The sequence below is a fragment of the Micromonospora sp. DT15 genome, from assembly GCF_049841475.1.
Taxonomy (GTDB): domain Bacteria; phylum Actinomycetota; class Actinomycetes; order Mycobacteriales; family Micromonosporaceae; genus Micromonospora.
This window is the reverse complement of record NZ_JBNCKJ010000011.1, coordinates 104,768-124,937: the sequence shown is the minus strand read 5'-3', so window position 1 is coordinate 124,937 and position 20,170 is coordinate 104,768. Positions and strand designations below refer to the sequence as shown.

The following is a 20,170-nucleotide window of genomic DNA, read 5'->3' as shown; positions in this document are numbered from 1 at the left end:
ACCTGCATGACCGGACCGTTACCTGACCCCTTCGCCGACCAGCCGGACTGGGCACCGCAGCCGCCGAGACCGCTGACCATCGTCCCCGCGACTGAGCGGGTCGAGCTACGCGGCCAACGGGTGCTGGTCGGGCTTCCCGGGATGGGTTGGCGCGGGGACCTGCGCGCGGACGACCGGGTCGTGCAGAGCGCCCGGACCTACGTTCCCGTGATCCCCGAGCACGAGTGGTACCGGGCCGAAGCCGACCAGGTCGAGGTTTTCGCGCCGTTGGTGCCGGTGGAGCGGGTCTGGGTGGAGACGGTCGGCAGCCGTCCGGCAGTGGACGACGCCCGGGACACGGGCATCCGGTTGGTCTCGCTGGACGGCCCGGCACACCGGACCCCCACGCCAGTCTTCGAAGCGGACGCGGTCACCGGTCGACGGGTGGTGCACGTCGAGGGCGGCCTGGAGCACCGTGACCTCCGAGCGGTCACCGAGACCTACTCGGGCGCCGAAGGGGACATCTGCGTGCGAGTCACGCCCGAGGTGGAGTGGTACCGCTGGGCCTGGCGCGGTCAGTCACCCACCACGCTGGAGGTGCCGGTTCATATCCTGTGGATCGAGTGAGTCAGCCAGCTCGCGTGCCGCCACACACGTGCCAACCATCGCTTGACCGAGTATCGAACCGCCAGGACTGACGGTCGCTCTGGCTTATTCCGTCCATCCGAGCCGAGATGATCAACGTAACCTCGACAGCAGCTGCCTCGCCCTGTGTCTGCACAGTCAAGGGCCCCCAACTGACCGTTATCGTGGTGCCGAAACGTTGCTCCCGCTCGACTAGATCGGTCCGCAGGGCGCGTAAAGCCTCCAGCTGTGACTCGCTTTCGCAGGTGAACAGGTCCGCTCTGACGTCATTGCGATCGACGAGGAACGCGCGCAGATAGTTGTCCACGACCACGTCGGGGGTGCTGCGGTCGGGTGTCGAGGCGCGGTTGTACCAGACCACGGCGGTGGCGATGCCTCCGAGGCAGAGCAGGGCGAGCACGCCAGCGACGACAGTGAGCACCGTCCGCGTTCGGCGGCGTGGCGGCTGCGGTGCCGGCGTTGCCGGGGCGGGCGGCAGCTGCTCGGACGGTGTCCGCTGGGCCGGTACGCGGGAGACCTGGGAACCGGCGGGGGGCTGCACTGATTCCACCTCCTGAAGTTATCGGCTGGACGCTCCGGAGCCAATGCCTCAGATCCAGCGGATCGTGACGGACCCCTCCCCACCGGTGAGATCCACGACAACACCGGCGCAGCGCCGAGGCACCTCCCGGAGGAGGACCGTCGGCTGGGATACCGTCTCTGCTCGGGGAGGGGTTGCCAACCTCGGGTAGAGGGGGTGGACGCGGTGGCCGGTCCGAAGGCTCGCACGAACCGCGCCGCAGCCCTGCACCGTCGGGCGTCGGCCGTCGCGACCGCGGCTGCCGGGATCCTGGACGAGACGCGGCCGGCTCCGGCCGATCAGCGCCGCCAGTACGAGGTGGCCGACCGGTTGCGGACGGCTGCGGCCTTGCTGGCGCCGGGCTGGTCGGGCGCTGCACTGGACTCACTCACCGTGGACTCGCCGGCCGGTGATGGTCCGCCGCCGTTCGTTCGGGTCGGCACTGCGGCACCGTTGGACGACGCTCGTTTTCCCGCGTTGGTGCCACTTGTCGGCACCGGTCACCTCAGCGTGGACGCTGACGCACGGGAGCCACGGGTTGCGGGGTTGCTCCGGGCCGTACTCCTGCGGTTGTTGGGTGCGGCCCCGGCGGGTGCCCTGCTGATTCGCGCTGTGGATGCCACCGGGGCTGTGCTGACGCCGTTCGGGGCACTCGCTGATGCTGGCCTGTTGCCGCCACCGGCGGTGGACGTGGTGGGTCTGCGCGCGGTGCTGACCGAGGCGGAGCAGTGGGTGACGCCGGGGGCGAGTGGGCGACGCCGCCACGATCGGACGCTGTTGCTGGTGGTGGCCGCGCTTCCGGAGTCGACAGGCCCGACCGATCTGGCGCGCATCGAGACGTTGGCCGAGCAGGGGCCGGCCGCTGGGCTGCACCTGGTGGTGGCGGGTTGGCCGCCCGCCGGCCCGTACTCGGCCCGGGCACCGCTGCCGCACACCACTGCGCTGGCGTTGCGTAATGCGTACGCGCTGCTCGGCGATCCGCCGGGGGCGTCGTTCGCCGGGCCGGGCGCTGATCCGCCGGGCGGTTTGAACTCGCCGGTCTTCGTCGAGTCGGACCCGCCGGCCGAGCTGGTCGACGCTGTTTGTCGGCGGCTCGCCGAGCAGGTGGAGGCGGGTTCCCGGTTGGCGTTGGGTGCTCTGCTGCCGCCGACGGGTGAGCGACTGTGGGAATCGGACTCGGCCGATGGGCTGACCACGACCGTCGGCGATGCCGGGGGCCGGTCGGTGCCGTTGGGCTTCACCGAGTTGACCCCGCACTGGCTGGTGAGCGGCCGGTCCGCGGCGGGGCGGGCGGCGTTCCTGACCACCGCGTTGCTCGGCCTGGCCGCCCGGTACGGCCCGGACGACGTGGCGTTCTACCTGGCGGATCTCGGCGATGGCGAGTCCTTTGTGGAGTTCCTGCAGACCGAGCGAGACCGGTCGTGGGTTCCGCAGGTGCGCGCGGCGGCGATGGCCGCCGACCGGGAGTACGTCCGGGATCTGTTGGACGAGTTGACGGCCGAGGTCCAGCGCCGCACGGAGGCGGGCGCTCGGGCCGGGGGGCAACGCTTCGCGGAGCTGCGTCAGCACCAGTCGCTGCCCCGGATCGTCTGTGTGGTGGACAATGTGCCGCTGCTCTTCGTCGAGCGGGACCGGCTGGCCGCCGAGGTGGCCGCCCAGTTGGACGGGCTGGCCCGGGCGGGTCGGGCGTACGGCGTGCATCTGGTCCTGGCGGGTGCTGGCGAGTTGGGGCTGAGTGCGCGCGCGGAAACTGGTCATCGGGATTCGGTGCTCGGGCAGTTCCCGGTGCGGGTGGCGCTGCCGGGTGGCAGTCCGGTGTTGGAGCCGACAAACGACTCGGCGGCCGGTCTGCCGGTGGGCAGCGCGGTGGTGAACACGGCCGGCGGGCTCGGCGGCCCACGGGGCGCGATCCGGGGTCACGAGCGGTTGATCCGTCACCCGGACCCGCAGGATCATCCGGAGGTCGTGGAGAAGCTGCGGCACGAGTTGTGGGAGGCCCGTCCGGCGGGGTCGGTGCCGCCGGTGGTCTTCGCGGGTTACGCCCGCCCGCTGCTGGGCAATGATCCGCGCCACCGGGCGGCCCTGGCGGGACAGGCTCACGGGCCGGCCGCCCTGTTGGGCCGGGCGGTGGACGTGGCCCGCTCGACGGTCGCCGTGCCGTTGGGGCCGGCGGCTGGGCGCAACCTCGCGGTGTTGGGGTCGGGCACCGCGGCGGGCGGGCTGTTGGCGACGGCGGCGCGGAGCACGTCGGCTCACCACGCGCCGGGCAGTGCCCGCTTCCTGGTGGCGGCACCGGATCCCGGGGCCCGGGTCCTGGCGGAGGCGTTGACGGCCGATCTGGCGGCCCGGCATCCGGCCGAATTGGTGGATCTGCCGACGCTGCTCGCGGACGCGGCCCACGACCTGCCGACGTATCTGGTGGTCTTCGGGCTGGACCGGCCGGGTCCCCGGGAGCTGCCGCTGGACCGGCTGAGGTCGCTCCTACGGGACGGGCCGCCGGCCGGGCGGCATCTGCTGGGCTGGTGGCGTGCGGTGCCGCCGTTCGCCGCGTTGTTCGAGCCGGCTGGTGAGGTCGACAAGCTGGCGGCGGTGGCCGTGCTGGACGTGCCGGTCGCGCAGCTCACGGCGGTCTTCGGTCGGCCGGTCGAGTGGCAGGTGCGCCCCGACCGGGCGGTGCTCTGGGACGGTCCGGACGAGCGGGGCACGGTCCTGGTGCCGTTCGCCGACGTGGCCGGCTGATCGGGTGGCGCACGTGGAGGGTGTCGAGGTGGATTCGATCGCGACGGTGACCGGGCCGGGGCGGCAGCGGGCAGCTGCGGCGACCGGGGACGCCACGCCGCGGGCGGTCGAGCCCAGCAATGCCTGGACGGAGTATCTTGCGGCCGCCCGCCAGCTGGACGGGGTACGCCGGGGTGCGGCTGCCGCCGCCGGTGAGCAGGCCCGGTCGGCGGAGGCCGCCCGGGAGGAGTTGACGGTGCTCCGTACCGGGCTGGCGAGTCAGCAGGAACGGTTGCGCGAGTTGGGCGTACCGGCGATCTCCCTGGTGCCGTCACCGCCGGAGCTGACCGAGGCGGCCCGGTCGATGGCGGGCGGTCCGGCGGCCGTGTTGGCGGCGCTGCGGACCGCGCGTGGCTGGGCCGAGGCGGCGGACGGGGCGCTGGCCGCGCGCCGCGGGTTCCGGCCGGGGTCCTGGCCCGCGAGGGCGCGCAACCTCCTGGTGTACGGGCCGTTCGCGCTGTTGGTGCCGCTGATCCAGGTCGTGGTTCTGGCGGCGACGGGGGTGGGACCGGCCACCGTGGCGGCGTTGATCTGCGGGCTGCCGATGCCGGCGGTCGCGTTCGTCGCCGGTTGGATCGGCATTGGCAGGTTGTTCCGGGTCAGCCCCACCGAGCGGCTGGACCGTACGGTGCGTTTCGGCGCGTTGGTGTGCCTGGTGCCGGCGGTGCTGGCCACGGCCGGCCTGCTGCTGGCCCTGCTCGCTGGCTGACGGGCAGGACCCGCCCGGGCTGGTGCGCAAACGCGACGGCCGGCCGTCCCGGTTGGGGTGTCGGCCGGCCGCGGTGCGACGGGATCTCAGCGGGGGATGATCAGCGCCATCGCCTCGGCCCGCGACTTGGAGTCCGACTGCAGGATGCCGCGTACTGCCGACGTGATGGTCTTGGCACCGGACTTCTGGATGCCGCGCATCGCCATGCACATGTGTTCGCATTCGAGCACGACGACGACGCCGCGGGGCGCGAGTTTGCTCATCAGCAGGTCGGCGACCTGTGAGGTGAGCCGTTCCTGCACCTGCGGACGACGGGCGAAGACCTCGACGAGTCGGGCCAACTTGGACAGGCCGGTGATCCGCCCGTCGGGTCCTGGGATGTAGCCGATGTGCGCGCTGCCCCGGAAGGGCAGCAGGTGGTGCTCACAGAGGCTCATCACGTCGATGTCCCGGACGATGACCAGCTCTTCGTGGTTGGCCTCGAAGGTGGTGCTGAGGACCTGGGCCGGGTCGACCCGCAGGCCGGCGAAGAGTTCGGCGTACGCACGGGCGACCCGGGCCGGGGTCTGCTGGAGTCCGTCGCGGTCCGGGTCCTCGCCGACCGCGATCAGGATCTCGCGGACGGCTTTCTCGATCCGGCCGAGGTCGACAGCGTCCTCGACGGGCCGGCCGGTCAGTTTGCCGCTGATCAGCCGGGCGGCCACGTAGTCCAGCTCGTCGTCGCCGTCGGGTTCGGTCGCGGAGACGGCCAGCTCCCGGTGTGGGGAGCTGGCCGTCGGGTCGTTGCTCAGTGCGTGCCGTCCGAGTTGTTGGACGGCACCACGCCCCCAACCGACGCCTGCGCGCCGTCGGCCTGGGCCTGTGCCTTGAGCTTGTCCTTCTCCGCAGGGGTGAGCACGGGCGGCTCGGTGGAGGGCTGACGCTTGCCGAAGCCGTTGTACGGCGCCAGCGGCGGGCGCTTGACCACCCGGGAGCAGATCCGCGCCATGTCGGCCGTGGAGAGAGTTTCCTTCTCCATCAGCTCGAGCACGATGTTGTCCAGGACGTCCCGGTATTCCACCAGGATCTCCCAGGCCTCGTCGTGCGCCAGCTCGACCAGTGCCCGCATCTCGCCGTCGATCTCGGCGGCCACCGAGTCCGAGTAGTCCCGCTCGTGGCCCATGTTGCGGCCGAGGAACGGCTCGTCCCCGCTGGTGCCGTACTTGATCGCGCCGAGCTTGGAGCTCATGCCGTACTGGGTGATCATCGCGCGGGCCAGTTGGGTGGCCTTCTCGATGTCGTTGCCGGCACCGGTGGTCGGCTCGTGGAAGACCAGTTCCTCGGCAGCGCGACCGCCCAGCGCGTACGCCAGGGTGTCGATCATTTCGGCGCGGGTCTGCGTGTACTTGTCTTCGGTGGGGAGCACCAGGGTGTGGCCCAGCGAGCGGCCACGGGACAGGATCGTCACCTTGTGCACCGGCGCGGCGTGCGGCAGCGCCCAGGCGACCAACGCGTGGCCGCCCTCGTGGTACGCGGTGATCTTCTTTTCGTTGTCGCTCATCACCCGGGTCCGCCGCTGCGGACCGGCGACCACCCGGTCGATCGACTCTTCGAGCGAGTCGTTGGAGATGGCGCGCTGCTCCTTGCGGGCGGTGAGCAGGGCCGATTCGTTGATCACGTTGGCCAGGTCGGCGCCGCTGAAGCCCGGCGTGCGACGGGCCACCGCGTCGAGGTCGACGTCGGGCGTGAACGGCTTGCCCTTGGCGTGCACCCGCAGGATGGCCTTGCGGCCCTCCATGTCGGGGGCGTCCACCGGGATCTGCCGGTCGAACCGGCCCGGGCGCAGCAGCGCCGGGTCGAGGATGTCCGGCCGGTTGGTGGCCGCGATCAGGATGACGCCACCCTTGGTGTCGAAGCCGTCCATCTCGACGAGCAGCTGGTTGAGCGTCTGCTCCCGCTCGTCGTGGCCGCCGCCCATGCCGGCACCACGGTGCCGGCCGACGGCGTCGATCTCGTCGACGAAGACGATCGCCGGGGCGTTGGTCTTGGCCTGCTCGAACAGGTCACGGACCCGGCTGGCGCCGACGCCGACGAACATCTCCACGAAGTCGGAGCCGGAGATGGAGTAGAAGGGCACCCCGGCCTCGCCGGCGACCGCGCGGGCCAGCAGCGTCTTGCCGGTGCCGGGCGGGCCGAACAGCAGCACGCCCTTCGGGATCTTGGCGCCCAGGGCCTGGTACTTGGCCGGATTCTGCAGGAAGTCCTTGATCTCGTACAGCTCTTCGACGGCCTCCTCGGAACCCGCGACGTCCGCGAAGGTCGTCTTCGGAGTGTCCTTGGTGATCATCTTGGCCTTGGACTTGCCGAAGTTGAGCACCCGGGAGCCGCCGCCCTGCATCTGCGACATGAAGAACAGCAGCAGGAGCACGAGCAGCGCGATCGGCAGCAGGTTGACCAGCAGGCTCACCCAGATGCTGTCCGAGGAGACCTTGGCGTCGGCCGGGCCGGTGACCCGGTTGTTCGCCTTGGCGTCCAGCACCTCGTTCCAGACCTGGTCGCCAGCCTGGTACGGGAACTGGGCCTCGATCTTGTTGGTCTCGGTCTTGCCGAACTTGGTCTTCTGGGCCAGGTCCAGCTGGAGCGTCTGCTCCTTGTCCTGGAAGACCACCTTGTTGATCTTGGCGGTGTGCAGTTGATCGAGCGCAACGGAAGTGTCCACGCGGTGGTAGCTGGGACCACTGGTGAACAGCTGACTGAGCACAACGGCGCCGAGGATGACCAGGATGATCCAGACCACCGGTCGGCGGAAGAAACGCGTACGTTCCATACTGTTGTCGAGCGCCGGGGCGCCCGCATCCTCCTGATCGACGTCCTGACCGTCTGATGGTGTCGCCGCATTGAGCGGCGGCCGGAGCCGCCGTGCGGGCCGACTCGACCCCGAGGCGCGAAAACTACCGCGCCGCGGTCATTCGACGGTACACCGTGTACGCGAGGCGTGAGCTTGCGAGCCCCGCAGTCGTGCACCATCAAAAGACCGTGTACGCCAGCAGCGAACCTGCGAGCCTCCGCACTTCACGCGCCTTCGACATCGACGACACGCACCGTGGGCAGGCCCACCAGCCCCGCAGCCAACGTACGGCGAGTCCGGGTGGAAGCCGGCGTGGCGGGGAGTCCGGCTCGGCTACCCGAGCGCCCGGTCACGCGATCGAGTGGGTCGAGCGCGGAGGAACCTCCGGGCCACCGTGCTACACGGTAACCGCATCAGCTGAGAGCGCGCTGAACGTCGGCTTGATGGATGCCGATACAAGTCGGGCTCATGTCGACCCGCGGGCCGTCGCAACGGGTCGGCCCGGCGTCAGGAGCGGGCGTAGACCTCGGGCTTGAGCACCCCGACGTACGGCAGCTCCCGGTAGCGCTCAGCGAAGTCGAGGCCGTACCCGACCACGAACTCGGTGGGGATGTCGAAGCCGACGTACTTCACCGGTACCGGCACCTTCACCGCGTCCGGCTTGCGGAACAGGGCGACCACCTCGACGCTCGCCGCCGAGCGCGACTCGAGGTAGCGCAGCAGCCAGGAGAGCGTGAGCCCGGAGTCGACGATGTCCTCGACGACGATCACGTGCCGACCGGCGATGTCCCGGTCCAGATCCTTGAGGATGCGGACCACCCCGGAGGAGGTGGTGCCCTGGCCGTAGGACGAGATGGCCATGAAGTCGAGCTCCGCTGGCGGGCCGTTGCGGCCCAGCGCCCGGGCGAAGTCCGCCATGAACATCACCGCGCCCTTGAGTACGCACACCAGCAGCAGCCCGTCGCCTACGTGGGAGTAGTCGGCGGAGACCTGCTTGGCCAGCTCCGCCGTCTTCTCGCGGATCTGCGCCTCGGAGATGATCACGTGGTCGATGTCGGCGTCGTACCAGGAGCCGTCAGCCATGACTCCTAGCCTGCCGTACGTCGGATGGCCTCCGTCGGCGGGGCCGCACCTTTTGGCGCGGTCCCGCCGAGGATTTTCTGCCCAAACAACGCTAATCACATCAGTTGGTGCGTGACCGCCAGCGGCGGCCATCGTCGCTCGGCTTCCAGTCGGCCGAATCGTGGCTGTCGACGGTGAGGCCGGCCGCCGAGGCGGTGGCGAGGAGGACGAGGAACAGGAGGATGAACAGGAACTCCATGGCGGCGCTCGCTTTCGCATGATTGCTGTCGGTTTCGCCGCCGGTGCGCACCGGACTGAGACAAGTCTGCGACCCCGCGAAGCGATCGGACAGTGGCAGGAATGCCAGTGGTCATCGATTTACTGCCACCTGTCGGGTTACCCTCGTCACATGCTGCGGTCCGTTGCCGTCCTCGCCCTCGACCAGGTCGCTCCCTTCGAGCTCGGCGTGCTCGCCGAGGTGTTCGGCACCGACCGGACAGCCGACGGTTTCCCCGCCTACCGCTTCCAGGTGTGCAGCCCGGACGGCGCTCCCGTGCGTACCTCGTCCGGCTTCCACCTCACCCCACACGCCGACCTCGGCCCGGTCGACGAGGCCGACCTGGTGGCCATCCCCGCGCACAGCCAGGGCACCACGGTCCCCGGCCCGGTGCTCGACGCGCTCCGCCGGGCCGACGCCCGCGGAGCGCACCTGTTCAGCGTCTGCTCCGGAGCCTTCCTGCTCGGCGAGGCCGGGCTGCTCGACGACCGCGAGTGCACCACCCACTGGCGGTACGTGGACGAGCTGCAACGCCGGCACCCGCGCGCCCGGGTGCGGTGCAACTCGCTCTACGTCCAGGACGGTCGGTTGCTCACCAGCGCAGGCACGGCGGCCGGAATCGACGCCTGCCTGCACCTGATCCGCCAGGAGCACGGCTCGGCCACCGCGACCCGGCTGGCCCGGCGGATGGTGGTCCCGCCGCACCGCGACGGCGGCCAGTCCCAGTACGTCGAGGCGCCCATCCCGAAGGCGCCCGAGGCACCCACCCTCGAACCGGTGCTGGAGTGGCTGATGGGCCACCTGGACCGGACGATCACCGTGGAGGAGTTGGCCGCCCGCGCCGGCATGGCACCCCGCACGTTCGCCCGCCGGTTCCGCGCCGAGACCGGCACCACCCCGCACGACTGGCTCACCAACCAGCGCGTGCTGCTCGCCCGGCGGCTGCTGGAGGAGACCCCGTTGAGCGTGGAGGCGGTCGCCGACCAGTCCGGCTTCGGCGACGCGGCCGCGTTGCGCCACCACTTCAGTCGCCGGGTCGGTGCCACCCCGCACAGTTACCGGACCACCTTCCGGGACCGGGCACACAGCGGCTGAGACCGGCCGGTCAGGTCAGGCGGGGCGCACCGATGCCAGCCGGCCGGCGCGGCGGAGCACCCGGACACCCCCGGGCAGATCGGTGGGGCCCTGGCCGTGCCAATCGGTCACCAGGGCGTCCAGAGCGGCCACGTGCCGGTGCGACAGGGCACCGGGCAGCGCGCCCAACTCGCGGGCCCAGGAGTGCAGCACCCGGCCGCGTACGGCGGGAACCAGGCCGAGCAGCGTCGGTACGGACAGCCCTCCGTCGGGGCACCGGGCCGCCGCCAGAGCCGTCCCCGCCAACTCGTCGAGGGCGGCGTTGTCGGCGGCCACCAGCCGGGCGGTACGCGCCAGGTTGTCCACCACACCTGGCCCGAGCGCCCGCACCAGCGCCGGCAGCAGGTCGCCCCGCACCCTCGACCGGGCGTACGACGGGTCGCTGTTGTGCGGGTCCTGCCACGGGCTCAGCCCGAGGACGGCGCAGGCGGCGCGGGTCTGGTCCCGACCGATCTCCAGCAGCGGACGCAGCAGTGGCACCCCGCCCAGGTCGCGGCGGGCAGGCATTCCGGCCAGCCCGCGTGGGCCGGCGCCCCGGGCGAGCGCGAGCAGCACCGTCTCCGCCTGGTCGTCACGGGTGTGCCCGGTGAGCACCGCGACGGCGTTCTGTTGCCGGGCCGCCTCGGTCAGCGCCTGGTAGCGGGCCTCGCGGGCGGCCGCCTCCGGCCCGCCGGGGCGCCCGGCCACCTCCACCCGGGCCACAGTCGTCGACACGAACCCGACCCCTCGCCCCCAGGTGGCCACCGCCTCGGCACGCTCCGCGGAGCCGTCCTGCAAGCCGTGGTCGACGGTGACGAGCCCCGCGGCGCGGCCCAGCCGTGGCGCCACGAAGGCGGTGGCCGCCGCGAGCGCGAGCGAGTCGGCACCACCGGAGCAGGCGACCAGCACCGGCCCGCCGGACGGCAGACCCGTCAGTGCGCGGCGGACCGCCACCCGGATCGCGGCCACCGGCGGAGCGAGCGCGGCCACCGGCGGGTGGTCAGCCAGCGGCCGGGATGGTGCCGGCCGGGCCGTGCACCCGGGCAACCCAGGCGTCCGGGTCACCCAACTCCGACAGCCGAGGCAGAGTCAGCGGCGAGTTGAAGATCGAGTTGAAGCCGTCCATGCCGACGCGTTCCACCACCCCGTGCACAAACTTGCGCCCCTCGGCGTACTGGCGCATCTTGACGTCCACGCCGAGCAGCCGGCGGATCGCCTTCTCCAGCGGGTTGCCCGCCTCCCGGCGTCGGTTGAACGACGCCCGGATCCGCTCCACGCTCGGGATCACCTGCGGGCCGACGCCGTCCATCACGAACTCGGCGTGCCCCTCCAGCAGGGTCATCAACGCGGTCAGCCGGTCCAGTACGGCCCGCTGCGCCGGGGTCTGCACGATGTCCAGCACGCTGGTGCGGCTCTCCGGATCACGGACCACGTCGGACAACGTGGCCACCCCGCGCCGCAACCGCTCGACCAGGTGCTCGCTTCCGCTGGACGAGGCGTCGACGAACGCCTGCACCTCGCTGAGGAAATAGGCCCGCATCCACGGCACGGCCGTGAACTGGGTGCGATGGGTGACCTCGTGCAGACACACCCAGAGCCGGAAGTCCCGAGGGTCGGCGCCGAGCTTGCGCTCCACCTCGACGATGTTCGGCGCGACCAGCAGCAGCTGGCCCGGGTCGGCCGAGAAGACCTCGTACTGGCCGAGCACCCGGCCGGAGAGGTAGGCCAGCACCGTCCCGGCCTGCACCCCGGTGAGCCGGGACCCGATCGCCTCGGTCAACGCGCCCGGTTGCTTGTCGCCGGAGAGCCGACTCACCAGCGGTGTGATCACCTCGCGGAGACCGGCGATGTTGGTCGCGGCCCAGTCGCGGCGGTCGACCACCCGGACCGGCGGATGCGACACCTGCGCCCGCAACCCCGTGTAGTCGGCCACGTGCCCGGCCGCCTCGTCGGTCAGCCGACGCAGGTCGCCGACCACGTCGGTGGCTTCCGCGTACGACACGCGGGGGCCAGACTTGCTCAACGCCCCCGCGGTGGCGGCGGCCAGATCCCAGTCCACGAACTGCGCCATGAACCCACCGTACCCGCGCCGCGACACCCCGGCCCGGGCTCGCGCCCTCGATCGACGCCGATGACGACCGCGTCGCCCCCGAACCGGCGACGGTCAGCCGCAGCCGCAGCCCGCCAGCGCGGCGGCGATCCGGTCCAGTGCCGGCTGGGCGGTGTCCCGGTCCCCCGGCACCTTGTCGGTGAGCACCGCGAAGGTCAACAGCCGACCGTCGGCGGTGGTGACCAGGCCCGCGACGGAGTGCACGCCGGTCAGGGTGCCGGTCTTGGCCCGGACGCTGCCCGCGCCCGCGGCGGTGCCGGCGGCGGTGCGGTAGCGCTCGTTCAGGGTCCCGGACCAACCGCCCACCGGTAGACCACCGAAGACGCCGGCCAGCTCCGGATGGTCCGGACTGGCGGCCAGGCGGATCAGATCGGTCAGCAGCGACGGGCTGATCCGGTTGAGCCGGGACAGGCCGCTGCCGTCGGAGACGCTGATCTCGTCAGCGGGCAGGCCCAGCTCCGCCACCTCGGCGTCCATGGCGGCGGCGCCGCCGTCGAACGAGGCGGGTTGACCGCGGGCCAACGCGACCTGCCGGGCGAGAGCCTCGGCCACCAGGTTGTCACTCTCGCTGATCATGACGTCGACCAGCCTGATCAGCGGCGGGGACTGCACCACGCCCAGTTCGGTGCCCGGCGCCGGGCTGGCACCGGCCGCCGCCTGGGGCGGGGCCGCGCCCCGCTTCACGGAGTCGGTCGGCACCCCGAGCAACCGGGCGAACGCCCTGCCGGCGGCCAGGTCCGGCTCGGCGAACCGCGGGGCGGACCCGTGCTCGACGCCCGGGTCGGTACGCGCACCGTCGGTCATCAGCGCGGTCACCGCGCCCCCCGAACCGCCGGTGGGGATGTCGTCGTCCCAGCCGGGGCCGTAGACCGGGCCGGAGTAGACCGAACCGTCGACCGTGACACTGGTCGGGGGCGTGCCGCCGAGCGCGGTACGCACCTGGGCGGCCAGATCGTCGAGGCGCGCCGCGCCCGGGTAGTAACCCTTCTTGTTGATCGCGAGGGTCGGGTCACCACCCCCGATGATCACCACCTCGCCGGCCTTCGCGCCGGCCACGGCACGGGTGGGAATCCGGTAGCCGGGCCCCCGGGCCGCCAGCACCGTCACCGCGGTCGCCAGCTTCGTCACCGAGGCGGGCACTGTGCCGTCGTCCGCCCCCTTGGCGAACAACGTCTGACCGGTGATCACGTCGGCGACCGAGACGTTCACCCGGTCACCCAGGGCGGCGACGCCGACCAGTGGATCGAGCACGGCCCGAACCCCGTCCGGGGTGGGCACCGGGGCGTTCGAATCCGGGCCGCCCAGCACGTCCGACGGGGCGGGTTCCGGAGTCACGCCGACCGCGTTCGGCCCGGACCCGGCATCGTCGCCCAGCCACCCGGCGACCGGGCCGGGACGGGTGATCACGACTCCGACGCTGGCGAGCACCAGCAGGAGCACGGCGGCCAGCACCACCGGCAGCCGTCTCCGGCGGCGCGGCGCGGCGGGTGCGGGCGCCGGCGCGGCGTCGGCGGGTGCCGGCAACGCGGAGATCGGCGGCCCCACCGGGGGGACCTCACCTTGGTCGGGGGCGGTCGGCCCGGGACCGAACGACGGGCTGACCGGCGCAGGGCTCACCGGGACCGTGGCACTGCCGCGTGGCGGGCCGCTCACCGGTTGGTCTCCGCCGGCTACCGGGAAGCGACCCGCGTTCGGAGCGGGCGATGCCGGCCCCACCGGTGGGCTCCAGGGCAGCGGCGGGGGCCGCTCAGGCACCGTCTCCGGCGCCGGGGTCGTTACTTCGGGAGCCCGTGGGAGGTGCGCCTCCGGCACCGGGACCCGCCCCTTGGCACTGCCGGAGCCGGATCGTCCGGTACCGTGCGCGGAGCCCCCATCCGGGCGGTAGTGTGAATCTTCCCTCCCCACGACCCCCTCCTCCCCCAGCGAAAATCGGCTTGGGTGACACTACTTCGGTCCGAAGACTATGCGGCGGCCGGAGTCGGCGGGTGGGCATTCACCTGTCCGGAGGGCCGCCAGTGGTTCCGTTAGCCAGCGTGGGCAGACGAGGGAGCGTGCAGATGGATTTCGACGTGACGGTTGAGATCCCCAAGGGTCACCGGAACAAGTACGAGGTGGACCACAAGACCGGCCGGATCCGGTTGGACCGCACCCTCTTCACCTCCACCCAGTACCCGGCCGACTACGGGTTCATCGAGGGCACCCTGGGCGAGGACGGCGACCCGCTGGACGCCCTCGTGCTGGTCCCCGAGCCGACCTTCCCGGGCTGTCTGATCCGCTGCCGCACCATCGGCATGTTCCGGATGACCGACGAGAAGGGCGGGGACGACAAGGTCCTCTGCGTGCCCTACGAGGACCCTCGCCAGGAGCACCTGCGCGACATCCACCACCTGGGCGAGTTCGACCGCCTGGAGATCCAGCACTTCTTCGAGGTCTACAAGGACCTGGAGCCCGGCAAGTCGGTGGAGGGCGCGACCTGGGTCGGCCGCACCGAGGCCGAGGCCGAGATCCACGCCTCCTACAAGCGGGCCCGCGACGCCGAGGCGCGCGGCGAATCCATGCACTGACGACCGCTGACGCACAGGGCCCGAGGGTCGCTCAACCGAGCAACCCTCGGGCCCTGTCGTACAGGTCGAGCACCGCGCAGGCGATCGGCACCACGGCGACCACCAGGGCCGTGTCGGTGAGGTCCGCGACCCTCCCGAGGTACGGCGAGACCGGCCGGCGGGCGTACCCGGTGCCGCTGGCGACCGCCACCAGGGCCAGCGCCGCCCCGCCCAGAACCAGCACCAGTCGCCATGTCTCGTCGGCCGGACCGACCAGCACGGCACCCAGCGCCGCGTAGCCGGCCAGCCCGGCGAGCACCGTCGGCACCCGGTGTCGCAGCGCCACGAACAGCCGCGACCGCAGCAGCAGCACAGCCGAGGTGACCGCCACCAGCACCCGGCCCGCCGTGCCACCGGCGACCACGAGGACGACCGCTGTGGCCACCACCAGCAGCGCGTGGCCGATCAGCATCCCGGTGAGCATCTCCTCGGTGCGGATCACCGCGGCGAGCACCCGGCCCCGGTCCGGCAGATCCCGGACCCGCTCCGGCTCCTCAGCGGGGGTGGCGGCCGGCAGGGTGATCGGCGGCAGCGGCAGCTTTCCCAGCCGGATGGCCAGCAGCGGGATGACACCGACGGCGAAGACCAGTGCGCTGAGCAGCACCGCCGCCGTACCGGCAGTGGTCGTCAGCAGCCCACCGAGCGCCGCCCCCGCGCCGATCAGGCCGACAGTGACGCCGGCCACGAAGACCCGCAGCCGACTGGCCACTCCGAGGAGACCGATCAACGCCACCAGCAGCAGCGCGACCGAGCCGGCCAGCAGTTCGGGAGCGCCCACCCAGCGGGCCGGCCCGATCGGCCCGACCGGATCACCGGAGCCGACGGCCAGGGCACCGGCCGTGAACGCGTAGGGCAGCGCGTAGCCGCCGAGCGTCGCGCCGGCGGTGCCGTCGCCGTTGGCGCGGGAGGCCACCGTGCCGGCCACGGTGAGCACCAGCGCCACCGTGGCGGCCGCCAGCCAGCCGGCCCGGTGCGTCGGACCGCCGGCGAGCAGCGCGAGCAGACCGACCGCGAGCGGTACGGCGGCACCGGCCAGACCGGCTGCCCGGGTGGCGGTCGGCGACCAGGCGCCGCCGCGGCGGCGAGCACCGTCGGCGATGGCCTCGATGACGTCGTCGTACTCCAACTCGGGCCAGTGCGCGCGGGCCGGCACGAGGTGCAGCACCTCACCGTCGCGGACCCCCTGCGGCAGCAGCGCCTGTGCGGTCACCAGCAGCGCCCCGTCGGTGCGGCGGAGGACCCAACCGCCGTGCTGCTCGCCGTCGTCGGCGAGCCCGACACCGGCGTGCCGGAGCACGTCGGGCAGCAGCTCAGCCAGGGGCACCTGCTCCGGCAGGGCGACGTCCACCCGTCGTTGCGGCGCGCTGATGGTGACGCGTGCCAGCCCGGTAGTCATCGACTGGTCTCCATATCAACTGGGATCGGAGGCTGCGCGGACGACAGGACTTTACCTACCATGAGCCAGGCTCGGGTTACCCAGCGCTGTCAGGAGGCCGAGTGTCCACCGTCGTCATCAAGCGCCCACCGCGCCGACCAGCGCCGGAGATTCCCGCCGGTGAGCTGTCGGTCGACGCGCCACCGGAGATCCCCGTGGTGACCGGCGGGCGGTGGCAGCAACTGCTCATGCTGCTGCCCATGCTCGGCGGCACCGTGGCGATGGCGATGATGTTCGGCCGGGGCGGAGGCGCCTACTCGTACGTGGTGGGCGGCATGTTCGGGCTCTCCTCGTTGGCGATGCTGGTGACGTCCTGGGGCAGCGCCTCCGGCACCCCGAAGAAGTCCGAGATGATGGCCGCCCGCAGGGAGTACCTGCGCCACCTGGCCACACTGCGGCGGCGGGTACGGCGCACCGCGGGCCAGCAACGGGCCGGGCTCTACTACCGGCACCCGGATCCGGGCCGGCTCTGGTCGACGGTGGACAGCCACCGGGTCTGGGAACGTCGCCCCGCCGACCCCGACTTCGCTGTGGTGCGGGTGGCCGTCGGGCCGCAGACCCTGGCCACCCCACTGGTCCCACCGGTCACCCGGCCGCTGGAGGAGCTGGAGCCGATGACCGCCGGCGCGCTGCGCCGCTTCCTGGACGCGTACTCAGTGGTGCCTGACCTGCCGGTGGCGCTGTCGCTGCGCAGCTTCGCCCGGGTGCACGTGCGTTCCGCCGCCCGTGGCCGGACCGCGACCGCCCCGACCACCGGCGGGCCACCCACCGGCGACCCGGCGGCGCAGGCGCTGGTCCGGGCCGTGCTGACCCAGCTGGCCGTCTTCCACGCCCCCGACGAGCTGCTCGTCGCGGTCTGTGCCGGGCCGGAGCGCCGCGCCTGCTGGGAGTGGGTGAAGTGGCTTCCGCACGCCCACCATCCCGGCCGCGCCGACGCGCTCGGCCCGGTACGCCTGGTCACCAGCTCGGCCGCCGAGTTGGAGTCGCTGCTGGCCGATGTCCTGGCCACCCGGTCCCGGTTCAGCCCGGCCGGCCCGGCCACCGACGGCCAGCACGTGGTGGTGGTCCTCGACGGCGGCGACCTGACCGGTGCCAGTGACCTGACCGGCGACGGCGGCATCGACGCGGTCACAGTGCTGGACCTGGACACCCCGCCGCCCCGACTGCTGGACCGGTACGCGCTGCTGCTGGAGTTGCACGGCCGGCGGCTGCACTCGCGGTCGTCCGACGGGCACGCCGAGGTGGGCACCGCCGACCAGTTGGACCTGGCCGACGCCGAGGCGGTCGCCCGACGGTTGGCACCGCTGCGGCTCGCCGGCGCGGCCCGCGGGCCGGACTCCCCACTCCAGGCCGACCTGGGCCTCCCCGAGCTGCTCGGCCTCGGTGACCCGGAGAGCTTCAGCGCGGAACAGGGCTGGTTGCCGCGCTCGGCACGAGACCGGTTGCGGGTGCCGATCGGTGTGGGCGCGGACGGCGGCGCCATCGAGCTGGACCTCAAGGAGTCCGCCCAGGACGGCATGGGCCCGCACGGCCTGCTCATCGGGGCGACCGGCTCCGGCAAGTCCGAGCTGCTCCGCACGCTGGTGCTGGGGCTCGCCGCCACGCACAGCTCCGAGCAGCTCAACTTCGTGCTCGTCGACTTCAAGGGTGGCGCCACCTTCACCTCGTTCGACCGGCTGCCGCACACCGCGGCCGTGATCACCAACCTGGCCGACGCGTTGCCCCTTGTCGATCGCATGGTGGACGCGATCAACGGGGAGTTGGTCCGCCGCCAGGAGCTGCTGCGGAGGGCCGGCAACTTCGCCAGCGTGCGCGACTACGAGCGGGCCAGGGCGGCCGGCAGTCCCCTCGCCCCGCTGCCGTCGTTGCTGCTGATCTGCGACGAATTCTCGGAGCTGCTCTCCGCCAAGCCCGACTTCATCGACCTCTTCGTGCAGATCGGCCGACTGGGCCGGTCGCTCGGCGTGCACCTGCTGCTCGCCAGCCAGCGCCTGGAGGAGGGCCGGCTCCGCGGGTTGGACACCCACCTCTCCTACCGGATCGGGTTGCGCACCTTCTCGGCGCTGGAGTCCCGGACGGTGCTCGGCGTGGCGGACGCGCACGAGCTGCCCCGCTCACCGGGCCACGGCTACCTGCGTGCCGGCACCGACCCGCTGGCCCGCTTCAAGGCCGCGTACGTCTCCGGTGCCGTCCGCCGTCGGGCCGCGCCGGGCGGCGTCGCCACCGAGGGAGGCGCGCGGCTGCTCACCTTCACCACCCACGTCGTACCGGTACCCGAGCCGGCGACCCCGGCCCTGCCCGTCGTGGCGGAGGAGGAGGGCACCAGGACGCTGCTCGACCTGCTGGTGGACCGGCTCGTCGGGCAGGGCCCGCCGGCGCACCAGGTCTGGCTTCCGCCGCTCGGCCAGCCGCCCGCCCTGGACGAGCTGCTCGGTCCGGTGGAGGTGCACCCGAAACGCGGGCTGACAGTGGGCAACCCTGAGCTGCACGGGGCACTCGGTGTGCCGATGGCGGTGGTGGACAAACCATTGGAGCAGCGCCGGGACCTGCTCTGGCTGGCGCTGGACGGCGCTGCCGGCCACGTCGCGGTGGTCGGCGCGCCGCAGAGCGGCAAGTCCACCGCCCTGCGCACGCTGATCTGCGCGCTGGCGCTCACCCACACACCGGCCGAGGTGCAGGTCTACTGCCTCGACTTCGGCGGCGGCGGGTTGGCCGCGCTGCGCGACCTTCCGCACGTCGGCGGGGTGACCGGCCGCGCCGACCCGACCGCCGTACGACGCACCGTCGGCGAGATGACCACCCTGCTGGTCGACCGGGAACGCCGCTTCGCCGAGCTGGGCGTGGAGTCGATGGCCGCGTACCGGCAGCGTCGAGCGGCAGCGGGGACCGGGGGCCAGCCGGGCACCGACCCGTACGGCGACGTGTTCCTGGTGATCGACGGGTGGACCACCATCCGCGGCGAGTACGACGACCTGGAGCCACTCGTCACCGACCTGGCCACCCGGGGCCTGTCGTACGGGCTGCACGTGGTCGCCACCGGGCTGCGGTGGCTGGATTTCCGCCCGGCGATCCGGGACCTGTTCGGCTCCCGGCTGGAGCTGCGCCTCGGTGACCCGGCCGACTCGTTGGTGGCCCGGCGTGCGGCCGCCAACGTGCCGGAGCGCTCCGGCCGAGGGGTGACCGCTGAGGGCCTGCACTTCCTCACCGCGCTGCCGCAGCTCGGTACCGCCGGCGGAGACACCGCCGACCTGGTCAAGAGGGCCGCCGACGGGTGGGCGGGTGCTCGGGCGCCCCGGGTGCGGCTGCTCCCGCCGGTGCTGCCGTACGCCGATCTGGACCTCACCTCGACGACCGGGCTGCGGCTGCCGATCGGGATCGCGGAGGCGGACCTGCGCCCGGTGTCGATCGACTTCGCCACCGAGCCGCACTTCGTGGTCTTCGGGGACTCGGAGTGCGGCAAGTCGTCGTTCCTGCGCGCGCTGGCCACGTCGATCATCACCCGGTTCACTCCCGAGCAGGCCCGGGTGATCCTCGTGGACTACCGGCGCAGCCTGCTCGGTGCCATCGAGACGCCACACCTGATCGGGTACGGCACCGCGGCGGCTCACACCGCCGACCTGGTCGAGTCGGCCGCCGGGTACCTGGAGCGGCGGGCTCCCGGGCCGGAGGTCACCCCGCAGCAGTTGCGGGACCGGTCCTGGTGGTCCGGGCCGGAGCTGTTCGTGCTGGTGGACGACTACGACCTGGTGGCGGCGGGGCCGGCGAACCCGTTACGCGCACTGGAGGAGCATCTGCCGCACGCCCGGGACATCGGGCTGCACCTGGTGCTGGCCCGCCGGTCCGGTGGGGCGAGCCGGGCCCAGTACGAGCCGATCGTGCAGCGCCTGCGGGAGCTGTCCACGGCCGGCCTGGTGATGGCGGGCAGCCCCGAGGAGGGCGCACTCGTCGGGTCGGTGCGCCCCGGACCGCTGCCGCCGGGGCGTGGTCGGCTGGTCACCCGACGGGAGGGCGTACGCCTTGTTCAGCTGGCACAACTGCCGCCGCAATGACCTGACTCGCCGGTTCTTCCCGTG

At 72.5% G+C, this 20,170-nt stretch carries 15 protein-coding genes; 6 read left to right on the top strand and 9 right to left on the bottom strand.

The window, feature by feature from the left end; genetic code table 11:
* Positions 1-6 precede the first annotated feature (6 nt).
* Positions 7-606, top strand: coding sequence for a hypothetical protein (locus ACLQ3F_RS23755; protein ID WP_425851474.1), 600 nt, complete (start codon positions 7-9; stop codon positions 604-606).
* A gap of 1 nt (position 607) precedes the next feature.
* Here the strand turns inward: ACLQ3F_RS23755 and ACLQ3F_RS23750 are convergent, their stop codons facing one another.
* On the bottom strand, positions 608-1,165 hold the full coding sequence (locus ACLQ3F_RS23750) for a hypothetical protein (RefSeq protein ID WP_425851666.1): 558 nt from the start codon (positions 1,163-1,165) through the stop codon (positions 608-610).
* Between the two features lie 195 nt (positions 1,166-1,360).
* On the opposite strand from ACLQ3F_RS23750, the gene ACLQ3F_RS23745 reads away from it, so the two are divergent.
* Both ACLQ3F_RS23745 and ACLQ3F_RS23740 read left to right on the top strand, forming a co-directional pair.
* Positions 1,361-3,922, top strand: a complete 2,562-nt coding sequence (locus ACLQ3F_RS23745; protein WP_425851472.1) for an FtsK/SpoIIIE domain-containing protein — start codon at positions 1,361-1,363, stop codon at positions 3,920-3,922.
* A 13-nt stretch (positions 3,923-3,935) separates the two neighbouring features.
* On the top strand, positions 3,936-4,670 hold the full coding sequence (locus ACLQ3F_RS23740; RefSeq protein WP_425851664.1) for a hypothetical protein: 735 nt from the start codon (positions 3,936-3,938) through the stop codon (positions 4,668-4,670).
* An 86-nt stretch (positions 4,671-4,756) separates the two neighbouring features.
* Here the strand turns inward: ACLQ3F_RS23740 and folE are convergent, their stop codons facing one another.
* From folE to ACLQ3F_RS23720, 4 genes are all read right to left on the bottom strand, one after another.
* Positions 4,757-5,422, bottom strand: a complete 666-nt coding sequence (gene folE / locus ACLQ3F_RS23735) for a GTP cyclohydrolase I FolE (RefSeq protein ID WP_091403265.1) — start codon at positions 5,420-5,422, stop codon at positions 4,757-4,759.
* A gap of 35 nt (positions 5,423-5,457) precedes the next feature.
* Positions 5,458-7,476 carry an ATP-dependent zinc metalloprotease FtsH gene (ftsH, locus tag ACLQ3F_RS23730; RefSeq protein ID WP_357257137.1) on the bottom strand — a complete coding sequence of 673 codons (2,019 nt, stop codon included), beginning with the start codon at positions 7,474-7,476 and terminating at the stop codon, positions 5,458-5,460.
* 528 nt (positions 7,477-8,004) lie between these two features.
* On the bottom strand, positions 8,005-8,580 hold the full coding sequence (gene hpt / locus ACLQ3F_RS23725; protein ID WP_091403272.1) for a hypoxanthine phosphoribosyltransferase: 576 nt from the start codon (positions 8,578-8,580) through the stop codon (positions 8,005-8,007).
* Between the two features lie 100 nt (positions 8,581-8,680).
* A complete protein-coding gene (locus ACLQ3F_RS23720) occupies positions 8,681-8,869 on the bottom strand; it encodes a hypothetical protein (protein ID WP_355006099.1) in 189 nt (62 codons plus the stop codon).
* A 99-nt stretch (positions 8,870-8,968) separates the two neighbouring features.
* On the opposite strand from ACLQ3F_RS23720, the gene ACLQ3F_RS23715 reads away from it, so the two are divergent.
* On the top strand, positions 8,969-9,931 hold the full coding sequence (locus ACLQ3F_RS23715; RefSeq protein WP_203121473.1) for a GlxA family transcriptional regulator: 963 nt from the start codon (positions 8,969-8,971) through the stop codon (positions 9,929-9,931).
* Between the two features lie 15 nt (positions 9,932-9,946).
* Here ACLQ3F_RS23715 and tilS read toward each other — a convergent pair whose 3' ends face one another.
* The 3 genes from tilS to dacB form a co-directional block, all read right to left on the bottom strand.
* Positions 9,947-10,939 (bottom strand): tRNA lysidine(34) synthetase TilS, encoded by a 993-nt coding sequence (gene tilS / locus ACLQ3F_RS23710; protein ID WP_425851470.1) that lies wholly within the window; start codon positions 10,937-10,939, stop codon positions 9,947-9,949.
* Positions 10,940-10,949: 10 nt separating this feature from the next.
* Entirely contained in the window at positions 10,950-12,020 is a 1,071-nt protein-coding gene (locus ACLQ3F_RS23705) for a zinc-dependent metalloprotease (RefSeq protein ID WP_425851469.1), read from the bottom strand.
* Positions 12,021-12,113: 93 nt separating this feature from the next.
* Positions 12,114-13,592: a D-alanyl-D-alanine carboxypeptidase/D-alanyl-D-alanine endopeptidase gene (dacB, locus tag ACLQ3F_RS23700; protein WP_425851662.1), complete on the bottom strand. Its 1,479-nt coding sequence runs from the start codon at positions 13,590-13,592 to the stop codon at positions 12,114-12,116.
* Between the two features lie 524 nt (positions 13,593-14,116).
* Here dacB and ACLQ3F_RS23695 point away from each other — a divergent pair.
* The gene (locus tag ACLQ3F_RS23695; RefSeq protein ID WP_099849144.1) at positions 14,117-14,623 is read left to right on the top strand and encodes an inorganic diphosphatase; all 507 of its coding nucleotides are present in this window, start codon (positions 14,117-14,119) and stop codon (positions 14,621-14,623) included.
* Positions 14,624-14,654: 31 nt separating this feature from the next.
* Here the strand turns inward: ACLQ3F_RS23695 and eccD are convergent, their stop codons facing one another.
* On the bottom strand, positions 14,655-16,058 hold the full coding sequence (gene eccD / locus ACLQ3F_RS23690; RefSeq protein WP_425851468.1) for a type VII secretion integral membrane protein EccD: 1,404 nt from the start codon (positions 16,056-16,058) through the stop codon (positions 14,655-14,657).
* Positions 16,059-16,159: 101 nt separating this feature from the next.
* On the opposite strand from eccD, the gene eccCa reads away from it, so the two are divergent.
* Positions 16,160-20,146: a type VII secretion protein EccCa gene (eccCa, locus tag ACLQ3F_RS23685; protein WP_425851466.1), complete on the top strand. Its 3,987-nt coding sequence runs from the start codon at positions 16,160-16,162 to the stop codon at positions 20,144-20,146.
* Positions 20,147-20,170 lie beyond the last annotated feature (24 nt).